Here is a 20,855-nt window from a genome sequence, read left to right as displayed (position 1 = left end):
AGCCACGTGTAGGTTTGATGACACTCATTAACGATACATCGTGAAGAAGATTTCGATGTGGGTTGTTCAGCACTTCAGGAGAGTTGCCGTTTGGTGTGAGGAAAAGCCGTGACGCCACCAGGACTGCTGAAGCTGCCCTGCGCGGGTGCCTTATTGGCTCGTGGCTCGCCAAACGTTACGCCACGCTACTTGTGATGATTCTTGGGGCGGGTCTTTCGCGCGCTGAAGCGATCTCCCACAAAAACCAGCCTTTAGCAGCCCCAAGAAAGAGGGCTGCAGGCCAAGTCGGCCTGCAAAGTGGTGGCTTGCGTTATGCTTTCAACGCGTACTTAAGGGTTTCAACGACCTGGTCGGTGGTGGTGCACCAGGCTTGCGCACCGGCATCCACTTCCTTCAGCGGATGAACGATATCCTCAGAGTGCAAAGTGATATAGGGCTTGGCGAGTGCGGCGCAGTAGCCTGCATCAAACGCGGCATTCCACTGCTTGTACTTGTCGCCGAAGCGCACGACGACCAGATCAGACTGTTCGATCAGTGTGCGGGTGCGGATGGCGTTGACCTTGGAAGACTGGTGGTCACGCCAGAATTGGTTGCTCTGCTCACCCAAGTGGTCGCCTGCGGCGTCACTGGCGTCGTGTTCGGTTACGGGGGCAGTAAAGACGATGTCCAGGCCTGCGGCTTCTGCGCCGCGCTGAATCTCGTCGCGCCAGTCGGTGTGGATCTCGCCGGAAAGGTAGACGTAAAAGCTCATGGTCATTCCTCAAAGGTTAGTTGGTCAGTAGCGCTATTTTATGGAAAATCATTCCATATTAATACCAGCACTATAGCAGAGGCTGTCTGGCCAGCAGATAAATATCCATAATCCAGCCGTGAATTTCACGCAGCGCGCCACGGCGCTCAACAACCTCGTCGCTTACTTCGCTTAACGGGCCTTTGATCAGGCACTGCTTATCCATGCCCAGGTACGCGCCCCACCAAATGTAAGTATCAGCTTGTGGCAGCGTGGTAAACGCCCCGCCGCTGTCGAGCATCACGGCTACCGTCGCGGCGTCTTCAGGCCAGCCGCGTTCGCGCAGGCGGCGGCCGGTGGTGATTTGGATGGGTTCAGCGAGCGCATTTAGCGGGATTTTATGCTCGGCAGTGAGCACTTGCAGGCTGGTGATGCCGGGCACAACGTTGACCTTAACCGCGCGGCCGCTGTCCGTCAGGCGCTTGGCGATGCGCAGGCTGCTGTCATAGAGCGATGGGTCACCCCATACCAGCATTCCTACGCGGCCACCGTTTGGCAGGTGCTTATCCATCAGCTCGGCCCATACGCTGGCAATGGCGTTATGCCATTCGTCTACTGCGCTTAGGTACTGGCGTTCGCCGTCGCGGGTGGGTAAATCAAACTCGACGATGCGGGTACTGGCCGTGTCATTAAGCAGCTGTTCACACAGTACGCGGCGCAGGTCGATAAGGTCGGACTTCGCCTCGCCCTTGCGGGGTAGCAGAATTACCTCGGCCTCGTTGAGGGCGCGAACTGCCGCGAGCGTTACGTGGTCGACGTTGCCGGTGCCAATGCCGATCAGCGAGAGCGTGATCATGCGCTGCCCTCTTCATCGCTACTGGCAAACGGCGAAGCGGCGGATTGGGGGCGAAAGCGGCGGTCGTAACCTACCGCGTACAGGCTGCTTTCCTGAAAGTCGTCGGATTCAAGTACCGGCCCCACCAGAATCAGCGCCGTGCGCTGGAGTGTGTGGTCGATTAAGGATTCCACCGTCGATAAGCGCCCGCGCACCACGTGCTCATCCGGCCAGCTGGCTCGCCATACAATCGCTACCGGGCACTCTTCACCGTAATGGGGCGTCAGGCTTTCCACCACCTGGGCCAGATTGTGAATGGAGAGGTGAATGGCAAGCGTGGCGCCCGTGCGAGCGAAGTTGGCCAGCGTCTCGTTTTCCGGCATTGCGCTTGCCCGGCCCGGGGTGCGGGTCAGCACCACGGATTGCGCTACGCCGGGAAGCGTTAGTTCCTGGCCGAGCGTTGCCGCCGCCGCCGCAAAGGAAGGCACGCCGGGGGTGACGCTGTAGGGAATATCAAGCTCGCGCAGGCGGCGCAGCTGTTCGCCCATCGCGGACCACACTGATAAATCACCCGAGTGCAGCCGGGCGATATCCTGGCCTGCGGCGTGGGCGGTTTGAATTTCCTGGATAATCTCATCGAGTGACAGCGGCGCGGTGTTGATGATGCGGGCGCCTTCTGGGCAGTGCCCAAGAATTTGCTCGGGCACCAGTGAACCCGCATACAGGCACACCGGGCAGGCGGCAATTAAATCGCGCCCGCGCAGCGTCAAAAGATCCGGCGCGCCGGGGCCTGCGCCAATAAAATGAACCGTCATAATCCAACTCCTTGCGCCGCTGTGGTGGCCACCGCGGCCGTGGCCTTTCTATCGTTTGAAACTGTGCGTGGGCCTAAAAGCCGCGCCCCGCTGCCTGCGGCCAGAAGCGCCACGGCCTCCGCCACGCTGCCGGTGCCTTTTTCGCGCAGGCTGTAGGCGGAATGGGTCAGCGTGGTAACGCTGACCAACTCTGCATCCGCCACGCTTATTACCGAAATGTTGCGGGCGCTGCCCAGCGCTTCAACTAGGGGCAGCATGCTGCTCGCTGCTGCCAACTGGTCGACAGGGCCGTACTCAGCAATCAGTTGATCCAGCGCCTGTTCCAGTGATTCAAGCGTTGCCTGCTGGCGAAAGCCGAACCCTGCGACTTTCAGCGCCTGCTTAGTCACTGTTTGCTTGATCATCGAACGCCACGCCACTGCACAATCGGGTAGCTGGCTCTCCAGCCCCGGCGGGTGCCCATGGGTGCGGCGTGGGCAAGCTCCAGTCGTAGCAGCTCGCCACCCGCCTGTTGCTGCCAGTGCGCCAGCAACGCTTCGGATTCCAGCGTGACCGCATTGGCTACTACCCGCGTGCCGTTGGGCAACACCTGCCATAAAGCGTCCAGCAGCGCCAGGGAAAGCCCGCCGCCGATAAACACCGCATCGGGCAGCGGCGCCTTCTCAAGCACCTCCGGTGCGCGGCCTTCGTTTACCTCCAGCCAGTCAACGCCGAGGCTTTCTGCATTACGCCGCGCCCGGGCGGCGCGCTCCGGATGCTGCTCAAAGCCGATGGCCTGATTATCCGGGTGGCTCAGCAGCCACTCAATGGCGATAGAGCCAGAGCCAGTGCCGATATCCCACAGCCGGTCGCCGGGCTGGGGGGCAAGTGCACAAAGCGTTAAGCTACGCACGGCTTGCTTGGTGATCTGCCCATCGTGCTCAAAAAAGCTATCGGCCAAGCCAGGCGTTAAGGGAAGCGCGGGGCCGTTACCCGCGACTTCAATACCTACCGCCACCGGGTGGGCGATATCCTCGGGTAACGTGTCGTCCATGCGCAGCGTGCAGATGCGCTCATCTTCACCGCCCAGAGCTTCCAGCACGCTTAGCTGGGAATCCCCAAAGCCGAATGTTTTCACCAGCGCGACCAATTCAGCTACAGCGGCGCCATCGCGTAACAGCACCAGCAAGCGTCTGCCGCTGTGCAGGTAAGGTCGAATGCGGGTAAGCGGTTTGGCGTGCAGGCCCAGGCAGGTGCAGCGCTCAAGCGGCCAGCCCAGCCGGGCCGCCGCCAAGCTAAAGGTCGAGGGCGATGGCACGGCGATCCATTCGCTGGCCTCCAAGTGGCGCGCCAGGCTAGTGCCTGCCCCAAACCAGAACGGGTCGCCGGAAACCAGCATGACTACCCGGCGGCCGCGCTCGTTGAGAAGTGCGGGGATGCCATCAAGAAACGGCACCGGCCATTCGCGAATATCCGCGTTTAACGGAGGAAGAAGCCGCAGATGGCGGCGGGCGCCGAACACGATTTCGGCACGTTCAAGCTGCTCACGGCTTGCCGCTGTCAGGCCCGCTGTGCCACTCTCCCCCCAACCTAACAGTGTGAGCCACGGAGCCTTGTTAACTAAAGCCATGATAAACGTCCTGATTCTTGGGGGTACGAGTGAAGCAAGCGCTTTGGCCAGCGCCGTTAGCCAGCGCGGTATCCCAGCCATGTTCAGCTATGCGGGCCGCGTTAACGCGCCTAAAGCGCAGCCGCTGCCCACCCGCGTGGGCGGTTTCGGCGGCGCCGACGGTTTGGCGGCTTTTATTACCCAACAGCGCATCACCCATATTATTGATGCAACCCACCCGTTTGCCACACAGATGAGCCATAACGTGTTGGCCGCCGCCCAGCAAACCGGCGTACCGGCGATTGCTCTGACCCGCCCCGCCTGGGCACCCACCACTCACGATAACTGGCAACACGTGGCAAGTGTCGAAGAGGCGGTTAGCGCCCTCGAAGGCCCGCCCCAGCGCGTGCTGCTTGCGATTGGCCGCATGCACCTGGCCGCGTTTGCTGTGCAGCCTCAACACCACTATGTGCTGCGTTTGGTCGACGAGCCAACCGCCCCGCCGCCGCTTGCCCACTTCACCACCACGGTGGATAGAGGCCCGTTCACGCTGGAGGGCGATTTAGCGCTACTCAAAACCCAACGTATCGAGCGCATCGTGTGCAAAAACGCTGGTGGCGAAGGTGCTGTTTCCAAACTTGGCGCCGCCCGCGCGCTCGGCGTGCCAGTTATCATGATTGACCGCCCGGCGCTGCCCGCTCGCCATGAAGTGCATAGCGTTGATGAGGTGCTTGCCTGGCTTCACTAAACACTCCAGGGTTTGCCTGAAAAGCCAGCGAGCGATGGTCAGGCTAGGCAAAAATCGGCGAAAAGACGGAGTTTACAGGTTGTAAATGAGTACTTTGAGCCGATTTTTAACAACGCATGACCGAGCGCAGCGCGTTTTCAGGCAAAGCCTACTGAGCGCGGCGTATAAACCAACGGCTCGCCGTCTCGCTCAATTAACCGCGTCTGTTTTGAACCGACAATCACCAGCGTGCGCATATCGGCCATGCCCGGCGTGGCATCTTTTAAGGCCGTTACGCGGATCGACTCTTCCGGCGTGGAAACCGCGCGGGCGAAGATGATCAACCGTTCGGGTTCGCACGCCTCGCGCAACACCTCCAACGTGCGTTCAAACCCTACCGGGCGCGATTTTGAGCGCGGATTATAAAACGCCATCGCAAAATCGGCTTCAACGGCCAAACGCAGGCGCTTTTCGATCAGCGCCCAGGGCTTCAAATTGTCGGATAAATTGATGCAGCAGAAGTCGTGGCCCAGCGGCGCGCCCGCACGGGCGCTGGCCGCGAGCATAGCCGAAATACCCGGCAGCACCTGAATATCCAGTGCGCGCCACGCGGCATCGCCCGCTTCCAGCGCTTCAAACACCGCCGAGGCCATGGCAAAAACGCCGGGGTCGCCGGAGGAAACCACCACGACTCGGTGGCCTTCAAGCGCCAGCTGTAGGGCCTGCTCGGCGCGGCGAATCTCTTCGCGATTATCCGAGCCGTGGCGCACCAAGCCTGAGCGCGGCGCTACGCGGTTAACGTAAGGCACATAGCCGACAACGTCGGTGGCATCCAAAAGCGCGGCAGACACTTCGGGGGTAATCATCGCCTCTGCACCTGGGCCCAGGCCGACAATTTTTAGCCAACCGCTCATGGGCGCCTCCCGTTACCGTGAATCAGCACAATCGAGAAGTAAGGCACGCTCTCGCCAACGTCTACCAACGGCAGCACACGCTGCTGCTCCATGGCAGCGTACTCAATCAACCAGGCCTGGTCTTCCCGGCCCGCCTGTTTAAGCGCGCGGCGCAGCTTGTTCAGGTTGCGCCCAATTTTCATGACCACCAGCGCGTCGGTATCGGCGATATGTTTAACGAGCGTTTCTTCCGGTAGCGTGCCCATCAGCACGGTCAGAATATCATCGCCCCAGGTAATCGGCTGCGCGGTCGCCGTCCAGGCGGCGGACATACCGGTAATCCCCGGCACTACCGACACCGGCACCTGGTTAAGCAGGCGCGTATACAGGTGCATAAACGAGCCGTAGAAGAACGGGTCGCCTTCGCAGAGCACCACCACGTTGTCACCGGCGTTAGCTATCTCGATCAGCTGGGCCACGCATCGCGAATAGAACTGCGAGAGCAGCGCGTTGTACTGCGGGTCGTCGAAAGGAATCTCCGTGGTGACCGGGTACTCCATCGGCAACTCAATGATGCCGGGAGCTAACAGCCCTTCAACAATGCTGCGCGCATGGCCCTTGCGGCCCTTTTTACGAAAATAGGCAACATGCGTGGCGCCGCGAATCAGCCGGTCGGCGCGCACGCTCATCAAGTCCTGGCTGCCCGGCCCCAGGCCAACACCGTAAACCGTGCCCTGTGTGGATGCCTGAGTCATTCGACGCGATCCGCCATGGCGTTAATGGCCGCGACCGTCACCGCGCTTCCGCCCAAGCGGCCACGAACGATGCAGCTGGGAATGGCGAGCGTCGCCCATAGCGCTTCCTTGGATTCAGCGGCGCCTACAAAGCCTACCGGGCAGCCGATTACTGCCGCCGGGCGCGGGCAGCTCGGGTCTTCCAACATGTTCAAAAGATGAAACAGTGCGGTGGGTGCGTTGCCAATTGCGACCACGGCACCTTCCAGATGCGGGCGCCATAGTTCTAGTGCTGCGGCCGAACGAGTGTTAGCCATTTCCTGGGCGAGGTGTGGCGTGCGCTCATCGTTCAGGGTGCAAATAATCTCGTTATTGGCTGGCAGCCGCTTGCGGGTGATGCCTTCAGAAACCATCCGCGCATCACAAAGGATCGGCGCGCCGCGTTCGAGTGCTGAACGCGCTTTATTGACCGCGTCATTTTGAAAGTGAATATGCGCGGCCAACTCGACAAGCCCGGCGGCGTGAATCATGCGCACGGCAACGGTCTCTTCCTCAGCAGAAAAGCGCGCAAGGTCGGCCTCGCTGCGGATAATCGCGAAGGATTCCCGGTAAATCGCCGGGCCGCTTGTTTCATACGTATAGGGCACCCAAACTCTCCAAATATTCGACGACCTCAGTCTCGGTGAGGCCTATCTTAACGGGCGTGCTCTGGGCATCACCCTTAACAATAAGATTAAATCGGCCTGCCTGACCGACCAGGCACACGTCGGCCGATGAACGGCGGGCGCACCCCTTGGCGCAACCGGATATATGAACGCTGTGTCTTTTAACGTTGGGCGCTAACCGTTTAGCCAGCGGCTGGGTAGCAACGCTTGCCTGAGCGCAGTAAGGCGCGCCGGGGCAGGCATCCATCAATAAGCGCGTATCCTGGTTATCGCTGATTAAGCCTTCAACCGGCTCACTTGCACCCTTGACCCATAACCGTCGCCACGGCGTTACCCGCACATGGCTCACCGCCGCAGGCGTAACCGCTGCCCGCAACGCAGCAGCGGCTGCGCGCCCAAACGGCAGCCCGTAAACCATCCCCGCTTGATACTTGCCAAGCGCCAGTACCGCGCCCTGCGTTGCATTCACCATTTCACAAGCGCTCGCGGGGCGCATTTTAGCAGGTGACCACGCGGGAAGCGGCACTTGATGCCGCCTCATCCGCCCGGCGTCATTCCCGCCGCTTTCCACAAACCAGTGCGTCAGGCGTATTAAATGCTCAATGGCCGCCTCAACAGAGCCCACCGGTGTACCGCAGGCCTGGCCTTCGGCGCGCACTATCAGCCCGCCCTCTATTGAGCGCTCAACTCGAAAATCAGCGGCGGCATCTCCCAATACCGCTAATTCACCTGCATCAATCGCAATACCGACTTTGCTGGGCATCACGGCCAGTTCACTGCCTCGCGCCTGTAACAAGCAGGCAAGTTGATGCGTATCATCGCCCGCCTGCCAGCCGGGTGCCAGCAGGCACTGGGGTTGCTGCTCGGTGGCGGGGTCCGCACTGACCAATTCGTGCACTACCAAAAAATCCATTAGCGGCGGCCATGTGCTTCCCGAAACGCCGCGCAGCTGAATATTGGCGCGGCTGGTTAACTCAACCAGCCCGTTGCCATAGGTTTCTGCGGCATCGCACAGCGCGAGTGCCTGCGCTTGGGAAAGCTGGCCAAGTGGCGGGCGCACGCGTACTAACCAACCATCGCCAGTTTCCATGGGCCGCCAGGCGCTTGGGCACCAGCCTTTGATCAGCGGACTAGTGCTCATAAACTGGCGGTTTCCCTGGCTTCGTCCATTTCCAGCAGCAGGTCTTGCAGCGCGTCGCCGTGCTCACCGGGTTCTTGCCACATGCAGCGCTGGGCAGCTTCCAGCAACCGCTCGGCCATCTCTTCAAGGGCTGCCGGGTTATGCTCTCGTAAAAACTGCTGGTTGGCCTCATCCAGCACCAGCGCTTCGCTCACCTGAGCGTACTGGTAATCCGCCACCAGGTCCGTGGTGGCGTCGTAAGCAAACAGGTAGTCGACCGTGGCGGCCATCTCAAACGCGCCCTTATAGCCGTGTTCGCGCATGGCGTTGATCCACTTGGGGTTCAACACCCGCGAGCGAATGACCCGGGCAAGCTCCTCTTTGAGCGTACGAATTTTGGGTACGGCGGGATTGGCGTGGTCGGCGTGATAAATCTCCGGCGCCTGGCCGGCAAGCGCGCGGGTAGCGTTGGCCATACCGCCCTGAAAGGCGTAGTAGCTGTTGGAATCGAGAATATCGTGCTCGCGGTTATCCTGATTCTGCATTACCGCATCCAGCCCTTTGATCTGCTGCTCAAAGGCGCCGCGTGCGGCGGTGCCGGAATCCACAAACTGCCCGTAAGCGTAGGCGCCGGTGCCCAGGTAGGCCTCGGCCAGGTCATCGGCATCACCCCAGCTACGGTTTTCAATCAGCCGGTTCAGGCCGGCGCCATACTCACCGGGCTTGCTGCCAAAAATACGGTAGCTCGCTTCCTGGGCAGCCATTTCGGCACTGAGCCCTTGGGCTTCAAGGGTGTGCTGGCGTTCAACCACGGCGGCGCGAATAGTGTTGCTATCGCCTGGCTCTGCATAGCTGGCAACCGCTTGCACGGCGGCATCAAACATGCGAATCACGTTCGGAAAGGCATCGCGAAAGAATCCGGATACGCGCAGCGTGACATCCACCCGTGGGCGGTTAAGCAGCATCGAAGGAATCACTTCAAAATCGATCACCCGCTGAGAACCCAATGACCATTTGGGCCGCACGCCCATTAGCGCAAAGGCCTGGGCGATATCGTCGCCGCCGGTGCGCATGGTCGCGGTCCCCCAGATGGAGAGCCCCAAGCGTCGTGGATAGTCGCCGTGATCCTGCAGGTAGCGTTCGACAAACGCCTGGGCGGACTTTTCGCCCAACGTCCAAGCAGCAGGCGATGGGATCGAGCGGTTATCCACACTAAAAAAGTTGCGCCCGGTGGGCAGCGTATCCAATCGCCCGCGGCTGGGGGCGCCGCTCGGCCCGGCGGGTACGAAAATCCCCTCAAGCCCATCCAGCAGCGAGCCAACCTCCATCTTTACGCCCTGCTGCATGGCGGCCCACAGCTGCTCGCGGGCAAACGTAAGCTGCTCGGCCGTGGCGGGATAATGTTTGGTAAGCTCTGACAAATCGCCCTGGGCCAATACGTAGTCGGCCACCAGCTCTTCACCGAGCAGCTCCAGCCGCTCGCGGGTATCGGCGCCGGTTCGCCAGGCAGCCGTTAGTTTGCCTGCCAGCACAGCCGGTTTAGGGCCAAGCCAGGGCTCGCTGCCCGCCGCAAGCGGGTCGAAGTCCTCGCCCAGCGCCAGGTCAGCGGCCAGATTGTGCAGCAAACCGCGGCTTGCCACCGCTTCACCACGCGGCAGCCTTAACAGTGCTACCAGCGTAGCCGCACGTTTTTCCTCGGGCGGAAGCTCACCCAGTATGTGCAGGCCGTGGCGAATCTGGGCTTCCTTGATATCGCACAAAAAGGTGTCCAGCTCATTGAGAATTTCGCTGTCACAGCTGCTGTTCACCGCGTGGGCAAGCTCTTGATCGATGCCGGTTGCCCGCAGGTGGGCCAATATTTGCTCACGAATCAGCGCTTCGCGACGCGGGTCCATGTCCAGCGCCTGATAATACTCATCGGTAAGCGCTTCAAGCTCGGCCATGGGGCCGTAAAGCTCGGCTCGTGCCAGCGGCGGCATCAGGTGGTCGATAATTACCGCCTGGCTTCTGCGCTTGGCTTGGGCGCCTTCGCCGGGGTCATTGACGATAAACGGATAGAAATGCGGCATCGGCCCGAGCGCGATATCCGGCCAGCATTCGGCGCTTAGCGCGGTGCTTTTACCCGGCAGCCACTCAAGATTACCGTGCTTGCCCACATGAATAACCGCCTCGACCTGATAGTGCTCGCGCAGCCAGAGGTAAAACGCCAGGTAGCTGTGCGGCGGCGCCAGCTCCATATCGTGGTAGGACTGGGTCAGGTCCTCAATAAAGTCGCGCTCGGGCTGGATGCCCACGAAGGTTTCGCCCAAGCGGATACCCGAAATCATCAGTCGCCCCTGGCGGCATTTGGGGTCATCTTGCGGCGCGCCCCAGCGGGTCCATATCGTTTTCTGAAGCGCGGCGGGCAGGGTTTGAAACCAGGCCAGATAATCCTCAACGCTGATACTTTGCCAGCAGGCACGCTGATCCAGACTGTCATGATCATTAGTGACCGCGCCCTGGAGCAGGCGAATCAGCGCATCGCCGCTTTCCGGCAATTGGCTTAGCGGATAACCGGCACCTTTCAGGGCATTTAAAATGTGCAGCGTAGAGGCCGGTGTATCCAGCCCCACGCCGTTACCGATACGCCCATCGCGGTTGGGGTAGTTGGCCATAATCAGCGCGACGCGCTTTTGGCTATTGGGCGTTTGGCGCAGCGCGCAAACCCGCCGGGCCAGCTTGGCCACAAAGGCGGCACGCTCCGGGTGCAGCGTGTGGTGCGTGACAGAGAGCTGGGCGCGAGCGTTATAGTGCGCCTCGGCTTTAAATCCAACGGCGCGGGTGATAATCCGCCCGTCCATTTCGGGCAGCACTACCTGCATGGCGACATCGCGGCTATGCAGTCCTGCGGCCATGCTCTGCCAGTCATCCGCCGTACTGCTGGCGAGTATCGCCTGAAGCACCACCGGCCGCCCGACAAAAAGGCTCTCATGAAGATTGCTGCCCAGCTCATCTGCTGCATTGGCGTCATCGGCGGTACGGTTTACCGAAAAGCCAGTGGTATTGACCACCAGCATGGCGCCGGTTTGCTCAATGAGGTGATTGGCGAACGCGATGCAGGGGCCTTCTTTTAAAGAGGCCACCGCGACGGCTAACGGCTCAAGCCCTTCGGCTTTCAGCGCGTCGATCATGCCGTCAAGCACAGCGGTATTCGCGCCCTGCAAGTGGCTGCGATAAAACAGCAGCAGGCACACCGGGCGCTCTGCAATACGCTGGTCACGCCACTCGCTTAGGCTGACCGCCTGCTGGCCGTTCGTTTGAGGCGCGTAAATCACCGCCGCCGGAATCACTTTAGGCTCTTGCCACAGATGCTCGTGCGCTAAACATTCATTGGCGATAAATCGAAGCATCTGCTCGGCGTTATCCACGCCACCTTCGCGTAAGTAGCGCCATACGCGGTAGGCATCGTCAAAGGCAATGCTGGAGTCTTCCAGCAGGGCATCATCGGGGGCATCGCAGCCGGGCACCAGAATCAGTTGGCGCTCCGGTTTCGCAGCCGCCCAGGCCAGAAGCCGTTCGTAGCCGTATTGCCAATAGCCCTTTCCGCCCAGCAGTGACACCACCACCAAGCGGGCTTTTTCCAGCACGCGGTCTTCGTAAAGATCAAACGCCGCCGGTTTCACCAGGTTCATCCAGTTCGCCAGCCGCACCGAGGGGTAGTCATCGCCCAGGCGATCAACCGCCTGGGCCAACGCCGAGAGGTTGCTATCGGCGGCGGACATAATCACAACCTCGGCAGGGCTTTGCTGCAGGTCGATGATGCCTTCATCATCAACAAAGCCTCCCGGTTTGGCAGCGAAAAGATGCATTAGGCGCTTACCGGCTTCTCAGCGCTGGCAAGCGCTTTATGAATTTCATCGCTGTTCAGCGTTTTGCCGATAATCACCAGCTGAGTCTGGCGCGCCTCGTCCTGAGCCCACAGGCGATCAAAATAGCCGTCCAGGCGCTCGCCGACGGCCTGGATGACTCGGCGCATGGGCTTACCGGGAATTGCCGCAAAGCCCTTGGCGCGATAGATCTCTTGGGTTTTCAGCAGATGTTGAAGCTTGGCCGCCAGCTCATCGCCATCGACTTCGCCCAGCGTAATCACGCAGGAATCAAAGTTATCGTGGGCGTGATCGTGGTGGGCGCCTTCGGCATGGTGCTTGTCGTGATGGTTGGTAATCTTGTCGATATGCTCTTCACTGGCCGCGCCTATGCCCATCAGGGCCTCCAGCTGGGCCGTATCAGTCGCTAGCGTTTGGTCGATAAACAGCGTTTTGACCGATGCGGGCACCCGCACCTGCACCAGCGCTTCAACGCGGGCTTTTTCGTCGGCGTTCAGCAGGTCAGTTTTACTGACCAGCACTAGGTCCGCCGCGCTTAGCTGGTCATCCAGCAGTTCGCGCAGGCTGGGGTCGTGATCAAGGCTGTCATCGGCCAAGCGCTGAGCGGCAACTTTTTCTTCATCATTGGCAAACCGGCCCGCAGCGACAGCAGGCCCGTCGATCACGGTGATAATCGCATCCACGGTGCAGTGCTGGCGGACTTCCGGCCAGTTAAATGCCTGTACCAGCGGCTTGGGCAAGGCCAGCCCGCTGGTTTCAATCAGGATGTGGTCGATATCATCACGCCGCGCCACCAGCTTTTTCATCACCGGTAGAAACTCTTCTTCCACCGTGCAGCAGATACAGCCATTGGCCAGCTCATAAATACTGCCGTCTTCACCAGAGTCGACTTGCTCACCCTCGTCAGCGCCGTCTTCACAACCTAGCGCACAGCTACGCAGCAGGCTTGAGTCGATATCCTGCTCGCCAAACTCATTGACGATAACGGCAATCCGCTTGCCGGTAATCTGGCGCAAAATATTGGCCAGCAAGGTGGTCTTGCCGCTGCCCAGAAAACCGGTCACGACCGTGGCGGGAATTTTATTTAACTGCATGCGAGGATTCCTCAATTTGGGGGCTTGCGGCTGTGGCCTGCGCTGAATCGTTGCCAAGAGCGTGGCTAAACAGACGCGCTACCGCCGCAGGATTATTCGGGAAAAACAGATGTAAGTAGGTCGCCGTCAGGCGCCCGGCCCGGTAAATCGGCTCGCCGGGCGCGGGGTGGCGCTGGCGGCGCCCGTAAGCAATCGGCTCGGGCGTTTGCTCGGCCATCGAGCGATGGTGCGCATGGCCGCGAACCGGCCCTTCGGGCAGCTCAGCAGTCTGCATACCTTGGCAGCCGCGACGCCCGCGCATGGCACCGTGCCCCGGCAGTAAACCGAGCATGGAGTGAGGGTTCTCAGCATAGTCGGTTAACGTTTCCAGGCTATACAGCATGCCACCACACTCGGCGAGGATGGGTTTGTCCGCGCTAAAGAAGCCTTTAATGGCATCGCGCATGGCGCTGTTCGCCGCAAGCGCCTGCGCGTGAAGCTCCGGGTAGCCGCCAGGTAGCCAAAGGGCATCGCACTCAGGCAGTTCAGCATCGCTCAGCGGCGAGAAAAAGCGCACCTGCGCGCCCATCTGCGCTAGCAGGTCCAGGTTGGCCTGATAAATAAAGCTGAACGCCGCATCGCGGGCTACGCCTATCGTCTGCCCTGTTAGCACTTGCGGCACAGCGGGAAGCGCCTCAGTAGAAGCACTAAAGCTGACCGGCGAAAGCGTGGCGAGCGCATCCAGCAGGCCTGCGGCTTCCAGCGCCTGCGCGGCGGCTTCAAAGCGAATTTCCAGATCGTCGCGAATCTCTTCCGCCTGCACCAGGCCCAGATGGCGCTCGGGAAGTGCCAGTTCAGGGTCGCGTGGTACGGCGGCCAAAAACGGAATGGCTGCGGGCAATGCGCCTTCAATCAGCTCACGGTGGCGCTGGGAGCCACAGTTATTGGCGATCAGCCCGGCAAAATGAATGTCTTCACGAAAGCCAGCCAGCCCCGTTACCAGCGCGGCGGCGGTTTGGGCCATACCTTTTACATCCATCACGATGGCCATGGGAATGCCGAACAGCGCGGCTAAATCGGCACTGGAAGGCTCGCCGTCAAACATTCCCATGGCGCCTTCCACCAGAATCAAATCGGCTTCAACAGCGGCTTCATAAAAGCGTTGGCGGCAGTAGGCTTCGCCTGCCATCCATAAGTCGAGCTGATCAACCGGCTGGCCCGAGGCCTGAGAGAGTATTTGCGGGTCCAGGTAGTCCGGGCCGGTTTTAAATACCCGCACCACCTTGCCCTGATTACGCAGCAGCCGCGCAAGCCCAGCGGTTACCGTGGTTTTACCCTGGCCTGAGGCAGGTGCCGAGATAAACAGCGCGGAGCAGCGGGCGGAAGGTGTGCTCATCAGTACTCTATCCCCGGCTGGGCTTTAACGCCGCCGCGAAATGCGTGACGCTCATCCTGCACGGTGCTGATGGTGTCGGCAATTTCCTGAATCGGCTGCGCCATGGTGCGCCCGGTAATAATCACATTCTGATGCGCTGGGCGGCGTTTAAGTGCCTCTACCACCGGCACCGGGTCAAGGTAGCCGTACTTGAACATGTAGCTCATTTCGTCCAGCACGATGATGTTGTAGGCCGGGTCTTCCAGCAGCCCCTTGGCGATTTCCCAGGCGGCTTCGGCGGCCTTTATATCGCGCTCGCGGTCCTGGGTTTCCCAGGTAAAGCCCTGGCCCATGATGTGCCAGTCAAGCCTTGGGTGATCGCGAAAGAACAGGTATTCACCGGTTTCGCGCCGCCCTTTAATGAACTGAATGACCGCGCCTTTCTGACCATGCCCCAGCGAGCGCGCCAATGTACCGAGCGCCGAGCTGCTTTTACCCTTGCCGTTGCCTTTGAGCAGGATTAGCACCCCGCGCTCTTCGGTGGCGCGGCTGATGCGCTCGTCGACCACCTCTTTTTTGCGCTGCATGCGGTTTTGGTGATTGCTATCGCTCATGCTGACTCCTGGGTGGGCATGGCCCAATAGTGGGCGCCCAGCTGCTGGGCAAGGCACGCGGCCTGGCCACGTTTTACAAATGAGTATTCGGTATCCATCACCACGCAGTCGCCGAGTTTCGGCAGGTCTGCAACGGATTCACGGGTGCGTCCGTCGGTGATCAAGTAAGTGCGTATATGCAGGCCAGGTTCACGGCGCTGCCATTGGCGAATCAACCGCCCAGCCTCCTCTACCACTTTACGCAGCGGCGTACCGCCCCCGCCATCGGCACTGTTCAGCGTCGCCTCCAGGCTTTTGGGGGCACGTTGGCGGGTGAATAACGCTGTCACCGCATCGTTGCCAAAGCCCAATACGGCCATCTGCTCGCGCGCGCTGTACGCCTGGCGGGTCAGGCTATCGACCCAGCCCTTGGCTTGGCCCAACAAGCGCTTACCCAACGTCGAGCCGGAGGTATCCAGCAGTACCAAATGCAGCACCGGCTGCCCGGTGCGCGCTTTTTGATAACGCAACTGCCGCCAGGGCCATTGGCCGCGATTGGCGATCAGCGTAGCAAACCAATCCGGCCGCGAGGTCAGCGCAGCCCTGGTTCGCCCCTGGCCCGCTTCATCGCCCTTGCGCCTACCGCCCAGTGATAGCGGCTGCTTAGCCACAGGCCGGTGGGAAGAAGGAGCCAAGCGTAGCGCGGGGAGATCAAGCGGCTGGCTATCCCGCATATTCTGCGCCACGGGCGGCATGGCGCCCCACTGCCCTTGCTCGCCTGAGCCATTAGCAGACGACTGACCGCCAGAAGGCTTTTCATTTGGCGTGGACGAAGGCGGTGGAGAAGACGGCGGTGTTGGTGCTTCACGCGTACGCCGATGGGCCAGTACCCAAGGCTCAACGGTATCGACATCGTTCTGGGTGATCGTATCGCTTCCCCGCCAGGCGGCATGGGCCTGGGCGGCGCGGTGCCAGGTAACATCGGCACGCAGGCCTTCAACGCCTGCCTCTTCACAGCGCTTGGCGATGTGCGCGTAAACCCAGTCAGGTGCGGTAACGGCAGCAAGCGTGCGGCGCGCCTGCTCGATACGTTCACGCAGGGCTGACTGCTCATCAGCGTAGTCGGCGATAAAGCGTTCGGGGTCACGATCAAAAGCGTCGCGTTGCTGCACGATGGCGATGCGTTCTTCAATACTGACGGAGGCTGGCTGCTCAAGGCAGAGCCCAAAGCGGTCAAGCAACTGCGGGCGTAATTCGCCTTCATCCGGGTTCATGGTGCCAATCAGGCTAAAATGTGCCGCGTGGGAGTGACTGATACCGTCGCGCTCGACGATATTGACCCCACTTGCGGCCACATCCAGCAGCAGATCAACCAGCATGTCGGCGAGCAAATTGACCTCATCGACGTACAAAACGCCGCCATGGGCTTTGGCCAACAGCCCTTCGTGAAAGGTAACTTCACGCTCGTTCAATATCTTTTGCAGGTCCAGACTGCCGGTCAGACGGTCTTCGCTGGCGCCCAGCGGCAGCGTGACAAACGGCGACGTGCCGCCCGGACCTGATTCTGGAAGTAGTGCGGCCAACGCGCGGGCGAGGGTCGATTTTGCGCTGCCTCGCGGGCCGCTAATCAGCACCCCGCCAATGCGCGGGTTAATCACGTTCAGAAGCAACGCTTTTTTAAGCGATGCCTGGCCGACGACGGCGGTAAAGGGAAACTCAACCACAGGCATCACCATGGGCAGAAGGAACATTAACTTGATTTAACAAGGAGATATTGAGCTACTCAGCGCCCTAACAAGCGAGTAAAGCGCCTACTTTACAAGCGGGTAAACCTAATACATTAAGTGACGCATGGACACTGCAACACACGTGAAAGTTATTCATCACTGACAAGAGAATAACGATAGAGCCAAACGCCGATAAAATGACTACAATAACCGCGCATTATAGAGGATGGCACCAGGGTGTAGCCACCTCCCCGCTTAAGCAAGTCATCAATCGCAAAGGTTTTTCGTGCTTTATCGTCACGTCTTCGGCAGTCTGTCGAGTTTTATATCCATCGGCACCCGGAACACCATCCCATGAAGCCCTTCCCCGCCCTACCTGCTACCTCTTTTACGCTATGAAAGCGGTTGCGATGCAAAGTACCCAAGCGCCGCGCTCTCAGGCGCACTGGTTTTGGCTTGCCCCCTTGGTATTGCTGGTAGCACTGCTCGCCGGCACGGCGATTGGTGAAACCTCGATTCCCGTGGATACGATTCTCAAAGTATTGGCCAATCATCTTCTGGGTGCTAACTACGCCGTTGATCGTATTGATGCCGGTATTATCTGGAACTATCGCTTAAGCCGCGCCATTGTGGCTGCGTGTTGCGGCGCCGCGCTGGCGCTGGCCGGTGTGGTGCTTCAAGCGTTGCTGCGTAACCCCTTGGCGGACCCGTACTTGATGGGTATTTCTGCCGGGGCTTCAACCGGTGCCGTAGCCGTTACCGTAGCGGGGCTTGGTGCGGGCACTTTCACTTTATCTGCTGGGGCGTTTGCTGGAGCAGTACTTGCCTTTGGGCTGGTGGTACTGCTTGCCCATGCAGCCAGCAGCGGGACTGGCGGTGGGCGCAGCACCCAAGCCGCCGGGGCCATTATTCTGGCGGGCATTGCAGGTTCTCAACTGTTTAACGCACTGACCGCCTTCATCATTACCAAGTCGGCCAGTGCCGAGCAGGCACGCGGCATCATGTTCTGGCTACTGGGTAATCTTTCCGGCGTGCGCTGGAGCGATGTCGTGATCGCTTTACCTGCCGCCCTGGGCGGCCTGCTGATTTGCCTTTGGCACCGCCGCGCACTGGATGCCTTTACCTTCGGCGCCGACAGCGCGGCGTCCATGGGTATCGCCGTGCGCCCAACACGAGGGCTGTTAATTATTGCGGTAGCGCTGGTGACAGCCATTATGGTGTCGATGGTGGGCGCTATTGGCTTTGTCGGTTTGGTCATTCCGCATGCCATGCGTTTTATCGTGGGCACCCAGCACACGCGCTTGGTGCCCGCTTCGGCACTTGCTGGCGCCGTGTTTTTGATTGGCTCGGATATCCTTTCGCGCATTCTGGTGCCCGGCCAGGTACTGCCCATTGGGGTTATTACCTCGCTGATCGGCGCGCCAGCTTTTGCGTTGATTCTTGTTCGCGGCACGAGGAATCGATGAAATTAACCGCTGAACAGCTGGGCTGGAGCGTGCATGGACGCACGCTTTTAAAGGACGTTTGCCTGGACGTTGCGCCCGGCCAAACCTTTGGCTTGATTGGCCCCAACGGCTCCGGCAAAACCACGCTGCTTCGCCTGCTGGCAGGTTTAAACAAGCCCAAAACGGGTCATGTACACATGGGCGGCCAGCCGATCGCTAAAATGCGCCAGCGCCATATTGCGCAGTCTATCGCGATGGTTGAACAGCAGGCGGAAACCACCGATAGAATTCATGTGCGTCAGGTGGTTGCACTGGGACGTACGCCATTTCTCACTGCGCTTCGCCCCTGGTCTGCCGAGGATGATGCGATTGTCGGCCAGGCACTGGATGACGTGGATATGGCACACATGGCGGACCGCCTCTGGCATACCCTTTCGGGCGGTGAGCGCCAGCGCGTTCATATTGCCCGGGCACTGGCCCAGCAACCCAAAATTCTCCTGCTGGACGAGCCCACCAACCATTTGGATATCCGCCACCAGCTCTCCATTCTTGAGCTGGTCAGGCAATTGCCGATTACCGTTGTGATCACCCTGCACGACCTTAACCAGGCCATGGAGTGCGACCGCATTGGCGTGATGGACGGCGGACGACTGATCGCCAGCGGCCAACCACATGACGTGCTCACCACCCAGTGCTTACAAGAGACGTTCGGGGTGCATGCCCACGTGCTGGATGATCCCATTGACGGCAAACGGATCATGCGTTTTAGAAGCGCTATTTAGTAGATTTTCTTACAAGCTGCGCAGTAAACGCTAAAACCTGGGGCTAACCCGTCATAACTGCCCCACAGGCACTCTCTATCCAAAAAACCACCACACCACACTGTACTCCGATCCCATACTCCACAGCAGAACAATCACCACAAGCAGCACTTCTAATACCAACACTCCGATACATAGCGTTGCAGTGGATATAATAAAACCGCGCTTATGGCTAATACCCAAGAAACTGGGCGTTCCCTTGTAGAGTAGGTAAGCACTATAAAGTAGCCCCATCACCAAACCCAGCATGCAAAACCAGAAAGCCGGATAAAGGGCGAAAACACCGCTCAGAAACATCGGTGTGCCAATGTACCCCGCGAAAATAATACAGTTGCGGCGGCTAGGGCGATTCTCCAGCTTGCGGGCTAACCAGTGGATCACACTGCCAACCACACCAACGGCCATTAACATCAGCGCATAAAACGCAACGCCTAGCGCCAGGCCATCTGTAATAGAGACTTTATAGGTGTTGCTACCGCCATAGGTCCAGCCAATCTGGGTCGTACCTATCAGCGCACAGACTACAGGAATAACCGCCAAAACAAGGACATGATGGACATAGAGATGGCTAATAGACTCATGCTCGCCACTAATCTTATGCCACTCTGCGTCAGGATGATGAAGGAGCCCCCAAACATGGTGGATCATAACGACCTCCCGTTTATGCAAATGCACTGCTGTTGGGATCAAGCATCAGGCTCAGGCATCGTTCAAATACCCAAGCTTAAACTGAGTGTAGATCACAAGGCTTATTTATGGAGCACAATGATTGCGCTGTGATAAGGCTATTTGCCACCGATTGCAATTCATCAATTGCCCTGCTTCGTCGCGCATAGTGTGGTGATAGAACCAACTCGGCGGTGTAACGCTTTCTTTGCTAAGGTGTGGGTTCTTGTAACGAACTCTTACAATAAACGGGAAATCCACATGCGCATTTTGTTTACCGGCGGTAGCGGCAAGGCGGGTCGTCATGTAACGGCGTACCTGCGCGACCAGGGCCACAGCGTCACCAATCTGGACTGGGTAGTTTCCGACGTGCCGGGCATCACTACGCTAAAGGTCGATTTGACCGACGCGGGTCAGGTATTTAATGCGTGCCAAGCCTATGCCAATTTCGATGAGCTAGAACCTGGTACCGGCATGCCACGCTACGATGCCATCGTTCACTTTGCCGCCATACCCGCCATTCTCCACCGGCCGGATAACGAAACCTACCGCATTAACACGTTAAGTACCTACCATGTGTTGGATGCGGCGACTCGGCTGGATATTCCCAAAGTCATTTTTGCTTCCAGCGAGACCACTTACGGCATTTGCTTTGCCGATGGAGTGAAGCAACCTGATTACCTACCGGTAGATGAAGAGCATCCCACAGTGCCGCAAGACAGCTACGCAATGAGCAAGGTGGTTAACGAAGTAACCGCACGCTCTTTCCAGGAGCGCTCGGGCATCGACATTTATGCCTTGCGCATTAATAACGTGATCGAGCCTCACGAATATCGCCAGAACTTCCCGGCTTATATGGACAACCCGGCACTGCGCCGCCGCAATATTTTCGCTTACATTGACGCTCGCGACCTGGGGCAGATGGTCGACTGCTGCCTGAAAACAGACGGCCTGGGTTACGAGGTGTTTAACGTCGCCAATAATGATCTGTCAGTAGGATTGAGCAATGCTCAAGTAGTGGAACGCTTCTACCCAGGCGTACCCATCAAGCAGGCAATGGGTGAATTTGAAACCTTTTACAGCAATGCAAAAGCCCGCCGCTTGGTCGGTTTCTCACCGCGCCATTCCTGGAGGGATGAGCAGGGGGAATGAGTTAAAGGAATAAGAAAAAAGTGGAGCTGG

At 59.3% G+C, this 20,855-nt stretch carries 19 protein-coding genes; 4 read left to right on the top strand and 15 right to left on the bottom strand.

The window, feature by feature from the left end:
- Positions 1-310: 310 nt before the first annotated feature.
- The 5 genes from ACT3TY_RS16965 to cbiE all read right to left on the bottom strand — a co-directional run bounded on the left by ACT3TY_RS16965 (position 311) and on the right by cbiE (position 3,989).
- The gene (locus ACT3TY_RS16965) at positions 311-751 is read right to left on the bottom strand and encodes a YtoQ family protein (RefSeq protein WP_444628999.1); all 441 of its coding nucleotides are present in this window, start codon (positions 749-751) and stop codon (positions 311-313) included.
- A gap of 70 nt (positions 752-821) precedes the next feature.
- The gene (gene cobF / locus ACT3TY_RS16960; protein ID WP_444628998.1) at positions 822-1,586 is read right to left on the bottom strand and encodes a precorrin-6A synthase (deacetylating); all 765 of its coding nucleotides are present in this window, start codon (positions 1,584-1,586) and stop codon (positions 822-824) included.
- Positions 1,583-2,380, bottom strand: a complete 798-nt coding sequence (cobM, locus tag ACT3TY_RS16955) for a precorrin-4 C(11)-methyltransferase (protein ID WP_444622654.1) — start codon at positions 2,378-2,380, stop codon at positions 1,583-1,585. The genes cobF and cobM overlap by 4 nt, the downstream gene beginning before the upstream one ends.
- Positions 2,377-2,784, bottom strand: coding sequence for a cobalamin biosynthesis protein (locus ACT3TY_RS16950; RefSeq protein ID WP_444628997.1), 408 nt, complete (start codon positions 2,782-2,784; stop codon positions 2,377-2,379). The genes cobM and ACT3TY_RS16950 overlap by 4 nt, the downstream gene beginning before the upstream one ends.
- Entirely contained in the window at positions 2,781-3,989 is a 1,209-nt protein-coding gene (cbiE, locus tag ACT3TY_RS16945; RefSeq protein WP_444628996.1) for a precorrin-6y C5,15-methyltransferase (decarboxylating) subunit CbiE, read from the bottom strand. Before cbiE ends, ACT3TY_RS16950 begins: the two co-directional genes overlap by 4 nt.
- Between cbiE and ACT3TY_RS16940 the strand changes: the two genes are divergently transcribed.
- Entirely contained in the window at positions 3,988-4,716 is a 729-nt protein-coding gene (locus ACT3TY_RS16940) for a cobalt-precorrin-6A reductase (RefSeq protein ID WP_444628995.1), read from the top strand. The two genes, cbiE and ACT3TY_RS16940, sit on opposite strands and share 2 nt — an antisense overlap.
- 137 nt (positions 4,717-4,853) lie before the next feature.
- On the opposite strand, the gene cobJ is transcribed toward ACT3TY_RS16940, so the two are convergent.
- Genes cobJ through ACT3TY_RS16895 form a run of 9 tightly spaced genes read right to left on the bottom strand, consistent with a single transcriptional unit; the run spans position 4,854 to position 16,744 of the window.
- A complete protein-coding gene (cobJ, locus tag ACT3TY_RS16935) occupies positions 4,854-5,609 on the bottom strand; it encodes a precorrin-3B C(17)-methyltransferase (RefSeq protein WP_444628994.1) in 756 nt (251 codons plus the stop codon).
- Complete coding sequence (locus ACT3TY_RS16930) at positions 5,606-6,343, bottom strand: precorrin-2 C(20)-methyltransferase (RefSeq protein WP_444628993.1); 738 nt, start codon at positions 6,341-6,343, stop codon at positions 5,606-5,608. Before ACT3TY_RS16930 ends, cobJ begins: the two co-directional genes overlap by 4 nt.
- A complete protein-coding gene (locus ACT3TY_RS16925; RefSeq protein ID WP_444628992.1) occupies positions 6,340-6,969 on the bottom strand; it encodes a precorrin-8X methylmutase in 630 nt (209 codons plus the stop codon). Before ACT3TY_RS16925 ends, ACT3TY_RS16930 begins: the two co-directional genes overlap by 4 nt.
- Complete coding sequence (locus ACT3TY_RS16920; RefSeq protein WP_444628991.1) at positions 6,953-8,128, bottom strand: cobalamin biosynthesis protein CobG; 1,176 nt, start codon at positions 8,126-8,128, stop codon at positions 6,953-6,955. Before ACT3TY_RS16920 ends, ACT3TY_RS16925 begins: the two co-directional genes overlap by 17 nt.
- Positions 8,125-11,955, bottom strand: coding sequence for a cobaltochelatase subunit CobN (gene cobN / locus ACT3TY_RS16915; RefSeq protein WP_444628990.1), 3,831 nt, complete (start codon positions 11,953-11,955; stop codon positions 8,125-8,127). The genes ACT3TY_RS16920 and cobN overlap by 4 nt, the downstream gene beginning before the upstream one ends.
- A complete protein-coding gene (gene cobW, locus ACT3TY_RS16910; RefSeq protein WP_444628989.1) occupies positions 11,955-13,067 on the bottom strand; it encodes a cobalamin biosynthesis protein CobW in 1,113 nt (370 codons plus the stop codon). The genes cobN and cobW overlap by 1 nt, the downstream gene beginning before the upstream one ends.
- Positions 13,054-14,442, bottom strand: a complete 1,389-nt coding sequence (locus ACT3TY_RS16905) for a cobyrinate a,c-diamide synthase (protein ID WP_444628988.1) — start codon at positions 14,440-14,442, stop codon at positions 13,054-13,056. Before ACT3TY_RS16905 ends, cobW begins: the two co-directional genes overlap by 14 nt.
- Complete coding sequence (gene cobO / locus ACT3TY_RS16900; protein ID WP_444628987.1) at positions 14,442-15,035, bottom strand: cob(I)yrinic acid a,c-diamide adenosyltransferase; 594 nt, start codon at positions 15,033-15,035, stop codon at positions 14,442-14,444. The genes ACT3TY_RS16905 and cobO overlap by 1 nt, the downstream gene beginning before the upstream one ends.
- Positions 15,032-16,744 carry an AAA family ATPase gene (locus ACT3TY_RS16895; RefSeq protein ID WP_444629000.1) on the bottom strand — a complete coding sequence of 571 codons (1,713 nt, stop codon included), beginning with the start codon at positions 16,742-16,744 and terminating at the stop codon, positions 15,032-15,034. Before ACT3TY_RS16895 ends, cobO begins: the two co-directional genes overlap by 4 nt.
- A gap of 407 nt (positions 16,745-17,151) precedes the next feature.
- Between ACT3TY_RS16895 and ACT3TY_RS16890 the strand changes: the two genes are divergently transcribed.
- A complete protein-coding gene (locus tag ACT3TY_RS16890; RefSeq protein WP_444628986.1) occupies positions 17,152-18,207 on the top strand; it encodes a FecCD family ABC transporter permease in 1,056 nt (351 codons plus the stop codon).
- Complete coding sequence (locus ACT3TY_RS16885) at positions 18,204-18,968, top strand: ABC transporter ATP-binding protein (RefSeq protein ID WP_444622641.1); 765 nt, start codon at positions 18,204-18,206, stop codon at positions 18,966-18,968. The genes ACT3TY_RS16890 and ACT3TY_RS16885 overlap by 4 nt, the downstream gene beginning before the upstream one ends.
- Before the next feature lie 75 nt (positions 18,969-19,043).
- On the opposite strand, the gene ACT3TY_RS16880 is transcribed toward ACT3TY_RS16885, so the two are convergent.
- Entirely contained in the window at positions 19,044-19,655 is a 612-nt protein-coding gene (locus ACT3TY_RS16880) for a Yip1 family protein (RefSeq protein ID WP_444622640.1), read from the bottom strand.
- A gap of 279 nt (positions 19,656-19,934) precedes the next feature.
- Here ACT3TY_RS16880 and ACT3TY_RS16875 point away from each other — a divergent pair, with 279 nt between their 5' ends.
- Complete coding sequence (locus ACT3TY_RS16875) at positions 19,935-20,825, top strand: NAD-dependent epimerase/dehydratase family protein (RefSeq protein ID WP_444628985.1); 891 nt, start codon at positions 19,935-19,937, stop codon at positions 20,823-20,825.
- The last annotated feature ends 30 nt before the right edge of the window (positions 20,826-20,855 follow it).

Origin of the sequence: Halomonas sp. AOP22-C1-8 (assembly GCF_052378905.1) — a bacterium.
Lineage (GTDB): Bacteria > Pseudomonadota > Gammaproteobacteria > Pseudomonadales > Halomonadaceae > Vreelandella > Vreelandella citrativorans.
Note: the sequence above shows the minus strand (reverse complement) of the source record. Positions and strands in the feature narration are given on the sequence as shown.

Excerpts from the sequence above, each read along its gene's own strand:
- ACT3TY_RS16965 (WP_444628999.1), bottom strand. The coding sequence starts at position 751 with ATGAGCTTTTACGTCTACCTTTCCGGCGAGATCCACACCGACTGGCGC.
- cobF (WP_444628998.1), bottom strand. The coding sequence starts at position 1,586 with ATGATCACGCTCTCGCTGATCGGCATTGGCACCGGCAACGTCGACCAC.
- cobM (WP_444622654.1), bottom strand. The coding sequence starts at position 2,380 with ATGACGGTTCATTTTATTGGCGCAGGCCCCGGCGCGCCGGATCTTTTG.
- ACT3TY_RS16950 (WP_444628997.1), bottom strand. The coding sequence starts at position 2,784 with ATGATCAAGCAAACAGTGACTAAGCAGGCGCTGAAAGTCGCAGGGTTC.
- ACT3TY_RS16940 (WP_444628995.1), top strand. The coding sequence starts at position 3,988 with ATGATAAACGTCCTGATTCTTGGGGGTACGAGTGAAGCAAGCGCTTTG.
- cbiE (WP_444628996.1), bottom strand. The coding sequence starts at position 3,989 with ATGGCTTTAGTTAACAAGGCTCCGTGGCTCACACTGTTAGGTTGGGGG.
- cobJ (WP_444628994.1), bottom strand. The coding sequence starts at position 5,609 with ATGAGCGGTTGGCTAAAAATTGTCGGCCTGGGCCCAGGTGCAGAGGCG.
- ACT3TY_RS16930 (WP_444628993.1), bottom strand. The coding sequence starts at position 6,343 with ATGACTCAGGCATCCACACAGGGCACGGTTTACGGTGTTGGCCTGGGG.
- ACT3TY_RS16920 (WP_444628991.1), bottom strand. The coding sequence starts at position 8,128 with ATGAGCACTAGTCCGCTGATCAAAGGCTGGTGCCCAAGCGCCTGGCGG.
- cobN (WP_444628990.1), bottom strand. The coding sequence starts at position 11,955 with ATGCATCTTTTCGCTGCCAAACCGGGAGGCTTTGTTGATGATGAAGGC.
- cobW (WP_444628989.1), bottom strand. The coding sequence starts at position 13,067 with ATGCAGTTAAATAAAATTCCCGCCACGGTCGTGACCGGTTTTCTGGGC.
- ACT3TY_RS16905 (WP_444628988.1), bottom strand. The coding sequence starts at position 14,442 with ATGAGCACACCTTCCGCCCGCTGCTCCGCGCTGTTTATCTCGGCACCT.
- cobO (WP_444628987.1), bottom strand. The coding sequence starts at position 15,035 with ATGAGCGATAGCAATCACCAAAACCGCATGCAGCGCAAAAAAGAGGTG.
- ACT3TY_RS16895 (WP_444629000.1), bottom strand. The coding sequence starts at position 16,744 with ATGCCTGTGGTTGAGTTTCCCTTTACCGCCGTCGTCGGCCAGGCATCG.
- ACT3TY_RS16890 (WP_444628986.1), top strand. The coding sequence starts at position 17,152 with ATGCAAAGTACCCAAGCGCCGCGCTCTCAGGCGCACTGGTTTTGGCTT.
- ACT3TY_RS16885 (WP_444622641.1), top strand. The coding sequence starts at position 18,204 with ATGAAATTAACCGCTGAACAGCTGGGCTGGAGCGTGCATGGACGCACG.
- ACT3TY_RS16880 (WP_444622640.1), bottom strand. The coding sequence starts at position 19,655 with ATGATCCACCATGTTTGGGGGCTCCTTCATCATCCTGACGCAGAGTGG.
- ACT3TY_RS16875 (WP_444628985.1), top strand. The coding sequence starts at position 19,935 with ATGCGCATTTTGTTTACCGGCGGTAGCGGCAAGGCGGGTCGTCATGTA.